Origin of the sequence: Pseudomonas sp. NPDC087817, from assembly GCF_044742875.1 — a bacterium.
In the GTDB taxonomy this organism is placed as follows: Bacteria; Pseudomonadota; Gammaproteobacteria; order Pseudomonadales; family Pseudomonadaceae; genus Aquipseudomonas.
In genome coordinates this window covers 15,704-27,974 of sequence record NZ_JBIUVJ010000001.1, presented here as the reverse complement: position 1 = coordinate 27,974, position 12,271 = coordinate 15,704, and the positions used below count along the sequence as shown (strand labels likewise).

Below are 12,271 nucleotides of genomic sequence, written 5' to 3'. Positions count from 1 at the left end.
ACGTATCCTTCGCGCCCCGTTTGATCACCCACCCGCGAGGACAGTTTGTCTAAAGGTATCGCTTTATCGGTCTCAGCCTCGGTGCTGTTTGCCGTCATGTATTACTACACCTCGCTGCTCACCCCGTTGAGCGGCGTGGAAATCTTTGGCTGGCGGATGCTGCTGACTGTGCCGTGCATGACCGTGTTCATGCTGGTATCCGGTGAATGGCGGCGGGTGCTGGAGCTGGTGCGTCTGATGGTGGCGAAGCCGAAATTGATCGGCGGATTGATCGTCTCGGCAGCCTTGCTCGGCGTGCAGTTGTGGCTGTTCATGTGGGCGCCGCTCAACGGTTACAGTCTCGATGTATCGCTGGGCTACTTCCTGTTGCCGCTGGCCATGGTGCTGACCGGTCGCATTGCCTACGGCGAAAGCCTGTCGTACCTGCAAAAGGTCGCGGTGTTCTTCGCAAGTCTGGGCGTGTTGAACGAGCTGTATCAGGTGGGCGGGTTTTCCTGGGCGACCCTGGTGGTCGTGATCGGCTATCCGTTGTATTTCGTGCTGCGCAAATATCTGAAGACCGACCACCTCGGCGGCCTGTGGGTCGACATGACCTTGATGCTGCCGATCGCCTACTGGTTTGTGCACGGTGGCGAGCAAGGCTTCGGCGTGTTCGATCAATACCCCGGGCTGATGTGGCTGATCCCGCTGCTCGGTCTGATCAGTGCCTCGGCGCTGGTGGTTTACATCATTGCCAGCCGCTTGCTGCCGTTCAGTCTGTTTGGTTTGTTGAGTTATGTTGAGCCGGTGTTGCTGCTCGGTGTGGCGTTGTTGCTCGGTGAGAGCATCAAGTCCGGAGAATGGCTGACCTACATTCCGATCTGGCTGGCTGTAGTGGTGTTGGTGTTTGAAGGGTTTAAACATTTGATGCGCCAACGCCGGCCTTAAGCCTTGCACGGCTCAAAATATGGGAGTTTGTGTGAAGCAAAAAAATCCCGGCGCTGCATCACTGCAGGCCGGGATTTTTCATTTCTGTTGCGGATTACTCGGTGGCAAGCACACCACGGCGCACCTGGTCACGCTCGATCGACTCGAACAGTGCCTTGAAGTTGCCCTCGCCGAAACCATCGTCGCCTTTGCGCTGGATGAATTCGAAGAATACCGGGCCCATCAGGGTTTCCGAGAAGATCTGCAACAGCAGACGCTTGTCGCCCTGCTCCGAAGCGCCATCGAGCAGGATGCCGCGCGATTGCAGTTGATCAACCGGCTCGCCATGGTTTGGCAGGCGGCCTTCGAGCATTTCGTAGTAGGTGTCCGGCGGCGCGGTCATGAAGCGCATGCCGATTTTCTTCAGTTGATCCCAGGTCTTGATCAGGTCATCAGTGAGGAACGCAACGTGCTGGATGCCCTCACCGTTGAACTGCATCAGGAACTCTTCGATCTGGCCCGCGCCTTTGGACGACTCTTCGTTCAACGGGATGCGGATCATGCCGTCCGGTGCGGTCATGGCTTTCGAGGTCAGGCCGGTGTACTCGCCCTTGATGTCGAAGTAACGGATCTCGCGGAAGTTGAACAGCTTCTCGTAGAAGTTCGCCCAGTAGGCCATGCGACCGCGATACACGTTGTGTGTCAGGTGGTCGATGATCTTCAGGCCGGCACCGACCGGATTGCGGTCAACGCCTTCGATAAACACGAAGTCGATGTCATAGATCGAGCTGCCTTCGCCGAAACGGTCGATCAGGTACAGCGGCGCGCCGCCAATGCCTTTGATCGCCGGCAGATTCAGTTCCATTGGACCGGTTTCGATGTGAATCGGCTGGGCGCCGAGTTCCAGTGCGCGGTTATAGGCCTTTTGCGAATCCTTGACCCGGAACGCCATGCCGCACACCGACGGGCCGTGCTCGGCCGCGAAGTACGAAGCGACGCTGTTCGGTTCATTGTTGAGGATCAGGTTGATCGCGCCCTGACGATACAGGTGCACGTTCTTGGAGCGGTGGGTCGCGACTTTGGTGAAGCCCATGATCTCGAAGATCGGCTCCAGGGTGCCAGGGACCGGCGAAGCGAGCTCGATGAATTCAAAGCCCATCAGGCCCATTGGGTTTTCGTATAAATCTGCCATGGTGGCGCCTCATCATTTCTTATCAATTAACCAGGGTTATTTGTCAGTAAATGCTGAGACCGGAGGGTGGCGCACAGGAGATGCCGCGCACACTGCGGGCGAGGAAGTCACCGTAGATCAGTTGAAACCCGAATATCTTCATTGTCGACCCAAGGCTCTTGCGGGCGAGGCTTCTGCTGCCAGAAGACGATTATTATTGTATGCGTAACCCGATTCTACACAGCGTAAATAGGGTTGTCTGCCCTCTCTATAAAATCCGCTTTTCTGGCGAGGGTGCAAGGGGTTTGTTGCACACCGTTCATCACGCATCGCTGACAATGTCCAGAGCTTCAATGAGCCGATCAGCAGCGCAAGCCACTTGCGCCATCTATCATCTCGTCTGGCTCGCCTGCTATTCAGCGGCATGCCAGTGCCCGGCTGCATTCGAGAGCCACACTTTTTCGCGACAGGATGCGCCCATGCCGTTAACCATCAGACCCCGCCGCAAACACAGCGCCCGCATAACCGCAACTCTGCTCAGCGGCCTGCTGCCGGTGTTACTGGGCAGCATGATTCTCTACATGCAGGCCGAACGCACGCTCCAGCAGAGTTCACAGCTCACCGCCGAAGAAGCGTTGCGCCAATTCGAGTTGATGCTCGATAACACCGCGCAAGCCGCCCGGGAGCTGTTGCCGCTGGCCGGACAAACGTGCGAAGACGTCAAACTGGCGCTGCGCGAGCAAGTGACTCGCCGCCCTTTCGTGCGTTCGACCAATCTGGTGTGGGACGACAATCTCTATTGCAGCTCGTTGTTCGGCGACTATAAGGAAGCCGTTAACGCGGGCGACTATACCCAGGGCAAGTTGTGGCTGATGAACGGCAATCCGGTAACCCCAAATACCGCGCTGCTGGTCTACCGGCTCAGCGAAGGTCGCGGCGGTGCACTGACAACGCTGGACGGCTATCACCTGAGCAACGTGCTGCGCTTGATCGGCCGGCAGACGCTGCTGTTGCTGCAAGTGGGCGATAACTGGCTGTCCGCTGATGGCAAAGTCCATCAAGGTGCCCTGCCCGCCCTGCCAGTCGCACAAAGCATGCTCAACTCGTCGCGCTATGCGTTCAGCGTATCGGCCGGTTTTCCCAAGGGCGAGACTTGGCGCTACATGGCCGACGCCTACCCGCCGCTGTTCAGCTTATTGATCTTTTTTGGTGTGATTTCGGGCGCGATCGGCCATGTCTTGCAAAAGCGTTCCACCTCGCCGAGCCATGAAATGCTCCGTGCGCTGGAGGCCGGCGAGTTCATTCCATACTTCCAGCCCGTGGTTCATGGCGACACCAAAAAATGGTCGGGCGCCGAGGTCTTGATGCGCTGGAATCATCCCAAGGAGGGTCTGGTGCGCCCGGATCTGTTTATTCCGTTTGCCGAACATTCGGGATTGATCGTGCCGATGACCCGCGCCTTGATGCAGCAGACCGCAGCGTTGCTAGGACCTCAATCATCGAGCTTCACCACGCCCTTTCACATCGGCATCAATATCACCGCCAACCATTGCCAGGATCTGGAACTGGTGAAGGACTGCCGTGAGTTTCTCGCAGCCTTTGCACCCGGCAGCATCAATCTCGTGCTGGAGTTGACCGAGCGCGAGCTGATCGAGCCGACCGACACGACTCGGCAACTGTTTGAACAACTGCACGCCCTGGGAGTGATGATCGCCATCGACGACTTCGGTACCGGCCATTCAAGCCTGGGTTACTTGCGCAAATTCAATGTGGATTTCCTCAAGATCGACCAGAGTTTCGTCGCCATGATCGGCATCGATGCGCTTTCACGGCATATTCTGGACACCATCATCGAACTCTCGGCCAAGCTTGATCTGGGCATTGTTGCCGAAGGTGTCGAAACTCAGGCACAGGCCGATTATCTGACCGCGCATAACGTCAACTTTCTGCAGGGCTATCTCTACGGCAAACCCATGCCAGCGGCAGACTTCATTAGTGCATTAAGTGACCATTAACTAAATGGAATTAAGCGCAGACCGGCTGGCAAGCCGCACCAAATTGATACAAAAGACCACTGTTGTTACATGAAGACAACTTCAGGATTTACTCCAGACGCATTAACAACTACAATTTTTCTTGCCTGCGCAAAGATTGGCAGGTGAGCCAATTATCACCGAGTCGCTACAAGGCTCTTGGCTTATAGCTTTGTTTGCGGTTGGTATCAGCCAAATACACTATTGGAGTAAAGATATTGTCCAGACTCGCTGAATTTCGTGCAGCTGAAAAGGCCCTTCAGGAACAGCTCAAGCAGCTGGAATCGCTGAAGAACGATGCCGGGCTCAAGAAAGAAATCGAATTCGAAGAAAAGCTCCAGGGGCTGATGAAAAACTACGGCAAAGGCCTGAAAGACATCATCGCCATTCTCGACCCGAATCCGGCTAAATCCGCTCTGCAAACGTCTGCAGCGCCTAAAACCCGCCGCGCTCGCGTGGTCAAGGTCTATCAGAACCCGCACACCGGCGAACTGATCGAGACCAAGGGCGGCAACCACCGTGGCCTGAAAGCCTGGAAGGAACAATACGGTGCCGCTACCGTTGATTCCTGGTTGCGCGGTTAATCCCTCGCCAACATGAAGCCCTGCATGATGCAGGGCTTTTTTATTGACAATATCTAACAAATGAAATGAATTTCATCGAGCAAGTTGCGATTTTTCTGTAACGTCTCTGAGCCAGATACCTAAACATTTTGCTGCATCCTGTTGCGACTGCAGCCCAACCTTAAACTTTGTGCTTAATCCCTTCGGGTATCTAACCGGGGCGCGAAGAGTACAGACGCTTAAAGTTTCAAGCTGTTTCTAGCCGCCGTTATTTCCTCGGCGCTTGCCTTATACACCTCGGCCTGACCGGCATAGGAAAGAACATAAGCCTTATCCGCCTCGACTGCCGCTACGAGCGTTTGCGATAACACGTGCCGGCCATTCTCGGTCACCGTACAAGTCGTTTCCAGCGCGGGCAAAGAACCAAGCGTCGCTGCGTGCACCTTGTTGCAGACACTTTGATAGCCGCCCTGAAAAAAGTCCTTCTGGATTGACTTACGCATCTCCAGCAGCACGCCTTGCAAGTTGACCTGATGATCACTTTCGACCCGGGTCATGGTCAATTCCATCACCATGACCTGATTGCCATCGGCATCGTTCTTGACCGCGCGTTGCCTGGAAACTTGTGCAGACGTATCGGGCAACGCCTCGACCTCCCAGCCAGCGGGCCAAGTGATGCCCGGCGCATCGGCCAGCACCGCAGTCGAGACAAGCCACAAAGCAAAGAAAACTAACGGGGTTTGGCACAGTCGGATCATTGCCGGACACACTCGCGGATTGAGTCATAAAGTCTGAACCCCCGCCCGGGCGCAGGGCAAGCCCGCCCTTTCATTTGGCGATGCCGGCAGGCATGCGTATCATTGCGCCCATTCACTCGCCCATAGTTATTGGAGGGCCCATGAGCCTGCACGAACTGAACACTTTCCCCGGCGTCACCGCCACGCCAGACAGCGCAACCCGCAACTTCGTTTTCAACCACACCATGCTGCGTGTGAAAGACATCACCAAGTCCCTGGATTTCTACACCCGCGTACTGGGCTTCTCGCTGGTCGAGAAGCGCGACTTCCCGGAAGCCGAGTTCAGCCTGTACTTCCTCGCCCTGGTCGACAAAGCGCAGATCCCGGCCGATGCCGCTGCCCGCACCGAGTGGATGAAGTCGATCCCGGGCATTCTGGAGCTGACGCATAACCACGGCACGGAAAACGATGCTGATTTTGCCTATCACAATGGCAATACGGATCCGCGTGGTTTCGGCCACATCTGCATCTCGGTACCGGATATTGTCGCGGCCTGCGCACGCTTTGAAGAGTTGGGCTGCGACTTCCAGAAGCGCCTGACCGATGGCCGCATGAAGAGCCTGGCGTTTATCAAGGATCCGGATGGTTATTGGGTCGAAATCATCCAGCCAACGCCGTTGTAACTGACAGCACAATCCCCCTGTAAGAGCGAGCCTGCTCGCGAAGGCGTCCGTTCAGCCAACATGATCGCTGAATGACACACCACTTTCGCGAGCAGGCTCGCTCCTACATTTGGATTTGTGTCAGGCACAAAAAACCCGTGATCGCTCACGGGTTTTTCATTTCAACGGCTGACGCTTACGCCGGAGCCGAAGTGCGGATCAGGTGATCGAAAGCACTCAGCGAAGCCTTGGCGCCCTCGCCCACTGCGATCACGATTTGCTTGTACGGCACGGTGGTCACATCGCCGGCCGCGAAGATCCCCGGGATCGACGTCTCGCCACGGTTATCGACAATGATCTCGCCACGCGGCGACAGCTCGATGGTGCCTTTGAGCCAGTCAGTGTTAGGCAGCAGACCGATCTGCACAAAGATCCCTTCCAGCTCGACCGTACGCAGTTCGTCAGTGTTGCGATCCTTGTAACGCAGGCCGTTGACCTTCTCACCGTTGCCCGTGACTTCAGTGGTTTGCGCACTGGTGATCACCGTAACATTCGGCAGACTGTGCAACTTGCGCTGCAACACGGCATCGGCACGCAACTGCACATCGAACTCCAGCAGCGTCACGTGCGACACAATACCGGCCAGGTCGATGGCCGCTTCAACGCCGGAGTTGCCGCCGCCGATCACCGCAACGCGTTTGCCTTTGAACAACGGGCCATCGCAATGCGGGCAGTACGCCACACCTTTGTTGCGGTATTCCTGTTCGCCCGGCACGTTCATTTCACGCCAGCGCGCACCGGTCGCCAGAATCACACTCTTGGCTTTGAGGGTCGCGCCACTGGCGAAACGGACTTCGTGCAGCTCGCCATTTTTGCCGGGGATCAGCTTATCGGCGCGTTGCAGGTTCATGATGTCGACGTCGTACTGTTTGACGTGTTCTTCCAGCGCGGTGGCCAGTTTCGGGCCTTCGGTTTCCTGCACGGAAATGAAGTTCTCGATGGCCATGGTGTCGAGCACCTGACCGCCGAAACGCTCGGCGGCGACGCCAGTGCGAATGCCTTTACGCGCCGCGTAGATGGCTGCCGACGCACCGGCCGGGCCACCGCCGACCACCAGCACATCAAACGCTTCTTTAGCGCTGATTTTCTCGGCCTGACGCTCGATGGCGCCGGTGTCGAGTTTGGCGAGGATTTCTTCAAGGCCCATGCGGCCCTGACCGAAGTTTTCACCGTTGAGGTAGATACTCGGCACGGCCATGATCTTGCGATCGTTGACTTCGTCCTGGAACAGCGCGCCGTCGATGGCGACGTGGCGGATGTTCGGGTTGAGCACGGCCATCAGGTTCAGTGCCTGAACCACATCCGGGCAGTTCTGGCACGACAGCGAGAAGTAAGTCTCGAAGCTGAACTCGCCTTTGAGCGAGCGGATCTGCTCGATCACTTCAACACTTGCCTTCGATGGGTGGCCACCGACTTGCAGCAGGGCCAGCACCAAGGAGGTGAATTCGTGCCCCATCGGGATGCCGGCGAAACGCAGGTTGATGTCAGCACCGGGGCGATTGATCGAAAACGATGGCTTGCGCGCATCATCACCGCTGTCGATCAGGGTAATTTGGCTCGAAAGACTGGCAACGTCTTTCAGCAGTTCCAGCATTTCACGGGATTTCGCACCGTCGTCGAGGGAGGCAACGATCTCGATCGGCTGGGTGACCCGTTCCAGGTACGATTTCAACTGGGCTTTAAGATTGGCGTCCAACATACGGGCGATCTCCTGAATAAATTTGAGGCGAAAAAAAACGCCCGAGCGAATCTCGCCCGGGCGTTTTTATTGGGCGGTGCAGCGTACTTAAGTAGGTGCGGAGTCCCGCCCTGAGTTGCGTGTCACGGACTTAGATCTTGCCGACCAGGTCCAGCGACGGAGCCAGAGTGGCCTCGCCTTCTTTCCACTTGGCTGGGCAAACTTCGCCTGGGTGAGCAGCAACGTACTGAGCGGCCTTGATCTTGCGCAGCAGCTCGGAAGCGTCACGGCCAACGCCGCCATCGTTCAATTCAACGATTTTGATCTGACCTTCAGGGTTGATCACGAAGGTGCCACGGTCAGCCAGACCAGCTTCTTCGATCAGTACGTCGAAGTTGCGGGAGATGACGTGGGTCGGGTCGCCGATCATGGTGTATTCGATTTTGCCGATGGCTGGCGAAGTGTTGTGCCAGGCAGCGTGGGCAAAGTGGGTGTCGGTGGAAACGCTGTAGATTTCCACGCCCAGTTTCTGGAAGGCAGCGTAGTTGTCAGCCAGGTCTTCCAGTTCGGTTGGGCAAACGAAGGTGAAGTCGGCTGGGTAGAAGAACACGACCGACCACTTGCCTTTCAGGTCAGCGTCCGAGACTTGAACGAAGTCGCCGTTTTTGAATGCGGTAGCTTTGAACGGTTTTACTTGGCTGTTGATGATAGGCATTGATGACTCTCCGTCAGGGTTGTGAAGTTGATGGGGTGAATCCTACCCACTCACTCGACGGATGGCTCATTGGCAAACCTGATGCTGCTGATTTGTTTTCGCTATTAGCTGACTGTATTAATAGAAGAAAACGATATCTAGGGCGAAGCCGGTTTATCCGTAATCCGAGCCATCCCTTGAAAGGGGCTGGCTTCAACATAGCGCATGGCTGACTTCATGTCCTTCCAGCCGACGTAACTCATCAACGATTTCAGATCCCAGCCGCTTTGATGCGCCCAGGTGGCAAAGCCGCGGCGCAGCGAATGGCTGGTGTAGTTTTCGGCGGCAATGCCGGCGCGCTGCAACGCCTGGCGCAGCAGCGGGATGATGCTGTTGGCGTGCAGCCCCTCCTCGTTCAGGTTGCCCCAGCGGTCAATGCTGCGAAAAACCGGGCCGCGCACCAGTGCCGCTTCGGTAATCCAGTCGATGTAGGCCTGCACCGGGCAGAGTTTGAGCAGCGCCGGGGCTTGATAAGTTTGCCCGAGGTTTTCCCGATCCCCCTTGCTGCGTGGCAAATACAAAGTAATGCCTTTGCCGGCGTGCGCTTGCACGTGTTCGATTTGCAGACGACACAACTCATCGCTGCGAAAGCCACGCCAGAATCCCAGAAGAATCAATGCACGATCACGGTAAGCCTTGAGCAGTAACGGGCGGTCCTGCTGCTCTCTGGCGGTTTGCGCTTCATGTTCAAGCCAGTCATTCACTCGTTGCAGATCCTGTAACTGCAAAGGTTCGGCCTGCTTCTCCTGCGCCGGATGCAATGCGCGAATGCCTTTGAACACCTTGCGCACCACCGGCGCTTTGGTCGGATCGGCGAAACCCTGACTGTTGTGCCATTGCGCCAACGCCGACAGACGCAACTTCAGCGTATTGATTGAAAGCTCTCCGGCGTGCGCCACCAGATACCTCGCGACGCTATCGGCCGTCGCCGGCAGGAAACCTCCCCACTTCACTTCGAAATGCTCGATGGCGGCGCGATAGCTACGGCGGGTGTTGTCACGGGTGGCGGCTTGCAGATAGCGATCCAGATCGCTCATGGGCAGTTTTCTCGCAGGCGTACTGATTCAAGAATGCAGAAGCGCATTTTGCCGCCTGACACTGGGTAATACCAGTATATCCCGCGTCTTTTATATCAAAGATTTAACTTTATTTTCAGCGTGGTACACTGCGTACTTTAGTGGCATGTACCACAGTACGTAAACGTAGGAGTTCACATGGCCCGTGGCGGCATTACCAAAGCCCTGGTGCAGATCGCGCGCACCGCGATCCTCGCCCGCGGCGAACACCCGAGCATCGATGCAGTACGCATTGAAATGGGCAATACCGGCTCGAAAACCACGATCCATCGCTATCTGAAGGAGCTGGATGACGGCGCTCAGCCCATAGAAGCTTCGGCAGAGCCCATCGATGATGAATTGGCCGCCCTCGTCTCTCGCCTCGCTCAGCGCTTGAAAGAACAGGCGCAAGAGCCCATTGAACAGGCTCGTGAACAGTTTGAGGAGCAGCGCGAGGCTCTGGAGTTGGAGCTGAAACAGACTCGCCAGGCGCTGGAAAAGCTCGAACACGAGCACGACATTCAAGGTGCCGCGCTGGAGCGCGAGTCCGAGGCGCTGAGCAACACCCGTTCGATGCTGCAGACCGAACAGACCCGCAATGCTGGTCTGAATCAGGCATTGGCAGACTTTGAATTGCGCTTGCAGGACAAGGACGAGCAGATCCGGTCGCTGGAAGAAAAGCACCTGCATGCCCGCGATGCGCTGGAGCATTACCGCAACGCCACCAAAGAACAGCGCGAGCAGGAACAGAGCCGCCACGAAGCACAAGTGCAGCAGATTCAGGCCGAACTGCGTCAGGCACAACAAAGTGCACTGGTACGCCAGGACGAAATCACTCAACTGCACCGCGACAACGAACGCCTGCTCACGGAAAACCGTGGCACCCAGCGCGAACTGAACCTGATGCAGGACCAGCTCAAACACAGCAATCAGCGTCAGGATCAACTGCTCGAACAAGCGGCCCGCGTCGATAGCGAACGCACCCTCCTCCAGGAACGGCTGCGCGTGGCGACGCTGGAAAGCCAGACACTCAAACAGAGCGTCGACGAACAAACGCTGCTGAATCAGTCACTGAAAAAGGAATTGAGCAACACTCAGGCGAGCCTGGAAGAAAGCCAGCGCCTGGCAGCTACCATCGCGGCAGCGCCAGACTCGGCCAAACCGAAAGACGCTTAAGCGCCGACCGGTGTACGCATGGTGACAAACTCTTCGGCGGCCGTCGGATGCACTCCGATTGTGTCGTCGAAGTCACGCTTGGTCGCGCCAGCCTTCAGCGCAATCGCCAGTCCCTGGACGATTTCGCCGGCATCCGGACCGACCATGTGGCAACCGAGGACTTTATCGGTCTTGCCGTCGACTACCAGTTTCATCAGGGTTTTTTCCTGACATTCGGTCAGGGTCAGCTTCATCGGCCGGAAGCGGCTTTCGAAGATCACCACGTCGCGGCCGGCTTCGCGCGCTTCCTCTTCGGTCAAGCCGACCGTGCCGATGTTCGGCAGACTGAACACTGCGGTCGGGATCATCTTGTAATCCACCGGACGATATTGCTCCGGTTTGAACAAGCGTCGTGCCACCGCCATGCCTTCGGCGAGAGCCACTGGCGTCAATTGCACGCGACCGATCACATCGCCCAGCGCCAGGATTGATGGCTCGCTGGTCTGGTACTGCTCGTCGACTTTGATGAAGCCCTTGTCGGTGAGCTGCACATCGGTGTTTTCCAACCCCAGATTGTCCAGCATCGGACGGCGACCGGTGGCGTAGAAAATGCAATCCGCTTCCAGCACGCGACCATCCTTGAGCGTGGCTTTCAGACTGCCATCGGCCTGCTTGTCGATTCGCGCGATGTCAGCATTGAACTGCAGATCCAGGCCGCGCTTGGTCAGCTCTTCCTGCAAATGCTTGCGTACCGAACCATCGAAGCCCCGCAAGAACAAATCACCGCGATACAGCAGTGTGGTGTTTGCGCCAAGACCATGGAAGATCCCGGCAAATTCGACCGCGATGTAACCACCACCCACGACCAATACCCGCTTAGGCAGTTCTTTCAGGAAAAACGCTTCGTTCGAACCGATCGCATGCTCGCGCCCCGGAATTTCCGGAATCTGCGGCCAACCACCGGTGGCGATCAGAATGTTTTTCGCGGTGAAGCGCTCGCCATTCACCTCAACCTCGTGCGGGCCCGTGATCTTCGCGTGCGCTTCATGCAAGGTCACGCCGCTGTTGACCAACAGGTTGCGGTAAATGCCGTTGAGGCGATTGATCTCGCGATCCTTGTTGGCAATCAGCGTCGCCCAATCGAAATTGGCTTCGCCCAGGCTCCAGCCGAAACCGGATGCCTGCTCAAAATCTTCGGCAAAGTGCGCGCCGTACACCAGCAGTTTTTTCGGCACGCAGCCGACATTGACACAAGTACCACCCAGATAACGGCTCTCAGCCACCGCCACTTTCGCGCCAAAACCGGCCGCAAACCGTGCAGCCCGCACACCGCCGGAACCGGCACCAATCACATAAAGGTCAAAATCGTAGGCCATTTCTATCTCCTCGGCAGGCGATCAGCATACCCGCCGTCATCCATTGGGCAAGCACTGCTATCCATATAGGGGCGGAAAATGAAAAAGCCACCCGAAGGTGGCTTTTCATTACAACCGGATC

General features: G+C 56.8%; 11 protein-coding genes. 5 read left to right on the top strand and 6 right to left on the bottom strand.

Going from position 1 to position 12,271, the window contains the following annotated elements:
• Positions 1 to 45 precede the first annotated feature (45 nt).
• Entirely contained in the window at positions 46 to 927 is an 882-nt protein-coding gene (rarD, locus tag ACIONG_RS00170) for an EamA family transporter RarD (protein WP_103307156.1), read from the top strand.
• A gap of 94 nt (positions 928 to 1,021) precedes the next feature.
• Here the strand turns inward: rarD and hppD are convergent, their stop codons facing one another.
• A complete protein-coding gene (gene hppD / locus ACIONG_RS00165) occupies positions 1,022 to 2,098 on the bottom strand; it encodes a 4-hydroxyphenylpyruvate dioxygenase (RefSeq protein ID WP_007912211.1) in 1,077 nt (358 codons plus the stop codon).
• Between the two features lie 458 nt (positions 2,099 to 2,556).
• On the opposite strand from hppD, the gene ACIONG_RS00160 reads away from it, so the two are divergent.
• On the top strand, positions 2,557 to 4,092 hold the full coding sequence (locus ACIONG_RS00160) for an EAL domain-containing protein (RefSeq protein ID WP_401295770.1): 1,536 nt from the start codon (positions 2,557 to 2,559) through the stop codon (positions 4,090 to 4,092).
• 236 nt (positions 4,093 to 4,328) lie between these two features.
• Complete coding sequence (locus ACIONG_RS00155) at positions 4,329 to 4,694, top strand: histone-like nucleoid-structuring protein, MvaT/MvaU family (RefSeq protein ID WP_103307159.1); 366 nt, start codon at positions 4,329 to 4,331, stop codon at positions 4,692 to 4,694.
• A 218-nt stretch (positions 4,695 to 4,912) separates the two neighbouring features.
• On the opposite strand, the gene ACIONG_RS00150 is transcribed toward ACIONG_RS00155, so the two are convergent.
• Positions 4,913 to 5,431, bottom strand: a complete 519-nt coding sequence (locus tag ACIONG_RS00150) for a DUF4946 domain-containing protein (protein WP_401295767.1) — start codon at positions 5,429 to 5,431, stop codon at positions 4,913 to 4,915.
• A 140-nt stretch (positions 5,432 to 5,571) separates the two neighbouring features.
• On the opposite strand from ACIONG_RS00150, the gene gloA reads away from it, so the two are divergent.
• Complete coding sequence (gloA, locus tag ACIONG_RS00145; RefSeq protein ID WP_103307162.1) at positions 5,572 to 6,093, top strand: lactoylglutathione lyase; 522 nt, start codon at positions 5,572 to 5,574, stop codon at positions 6,091 to 6,093.
• Positions 6,094 to 6,268: 175 nt separating this feature from the next.
• On the opposite strand, the gene ahpF is transcribed toward gloA, so the two are convergent.
• The 3 genes from ahpF to ACIONG_RS00130 form a co-directional block, all read right to left on the bottom strand.
• Positions 6,269 to 7,831, bottom strand: coding sequence for an alkyl hydroperoxide reductase subunit F (ahpF, locus tag ACIONG_RS00140; RefSeq protein WP_103307164.1), 1,563 nt, complete (start codon positions 7,829 to 7,831; stop codon positions 6,269 to 6,271).
• 130 nt (positions 7,832 to 7,961) lie between these two features.
• The gene (gene ahpC / locus ACIONG_RS00135; RefSeq protein WP_003224621.1) at positions 7,962 to 8,525 is read right to left on the bottom strand and encodes an alkyl hydroperoxide reductase subunit C; all 564 of its coding nucleotides are present in this window, start codon (positions 8,523 to 8,525) and stop codon (positions 7,962 to 7,964) included.
• 137 nt (positions 8,526 to 8,662) lie between these two features.
• Positions 8,663 to 9,601 (bottom strand): site-specific integrase, encoded by a 939-nt coding sequence (locus ACIONG_RS00130; RefSeq protein WP_401295763.1) that lies wholly within the window; start codon positions 9,599 to 9,601, stop codon positions 8,663 to 8,665.
• Between the two features lie 177 nt (positions 9,602 to 9,778).
• Here ACIONG_RS00130 and ACIONG_RS00125 point away from each other — a divergent pair, with 177 nt between their 5' ends.
• The gene (locus ACIONG_RS00125) at positions 9,779 to 10,795 is read left to right on the top strand and encodes a DNA-binding protein (RefSeq protein WP_401295760.1); all 1,017 of its coding nucleotides are present in this window, start codon (positions 9,779 to 9,781) and stop codon (positions 10,793 to 10,795) included.
• Here ACIONG_RS00125 and gorA read toward each other — a convergent pair.
• On the bottom strand, positions 10,792 to 12,150 hold the full coding sequence (gene gorA / locus ACIONG_RS00120) for a glutathione-disulfide reductase (RefSeq protein WP_401295757.1): 1,359 nt from the start codon (positions 12,148 to 12,150) through the stop codon (positions 10,792 to 10,794). The genes ACIONG_RS00125 and gorA overlap by 4 nt on opposite strands.
• Between the last annotated feature and the right edge of the window lie 121 nt (positions 12,151 to 12,271).

What these genes read in the sequence shown, in the direction of transcription:
- ACIONG_RS00125 (WP_401295760.1), top strand. Translation starts at nt 9,779, where the DNA reads ATGGCCCGTGGCGGCATTACCAAAGCCCTGGTGCAGATCGCGCGCACC.
- gorA (WP_401295757.1), bottom strand. Translation starts at nt 12,150, where the DNA reads ATGGCCTACGATTTTGACCTTTATGTGATTGGTGCCGGTTCCGGCGGT.
- ahpC (WP_003224621.1), bottom strand. Translation starts at nt 8,525, where the DNA reads ATGCCTATCATCAACAGCCAAGTAAAACCGTTCAAAGCTACCGCATTC.
- ACIONG_RS00160 (WP_401295770.1), top strand. Translation starts at nt 2,557, where the DNA reads ATGCCGTTAACCATCAGACCCCGCCGCAAACACAGCGCCCGCATAACC.
- hppD (WP_007912211.1), bottom strand. Translation starts at nt 2,098, where the DNA reads ATGGCAGATTTATACGAAAACCCAATGGGCCTGATGGGCTTTGAATTC.
- gloA (WP_103307162.1), top strand. Translation starts at nt 5,572, where the DNA reads ATGAGCCTGCACGAACTGAACACTTTCCCCGGCGTCACCGCCACGCCA.
- ACIONG_RS00130 (WP_401295763.1), bottom strand. Translation starts at nt 9,601, where the DNA reads ATGAGCGATCTGGATCGCTATCTGCAAGCCGCCACCCGTGACAACACC.
- ACIONG_RS00150 (WP_401295767.1), bottom strand. Translation starts at nt 5,431, where the DNA reads ATGATCCGACTGTGCCAAACCCCGTTAGTTTTCTTTGCTTTGTGGCTT.
- ahpF (WP_103307164.1), bottom strand. Translation starts at nt 7,831, where the DNA reads ATGTTGGACGCCAATCTTAAAGCCCAGTTGAAATCGTACCTGGAACGG.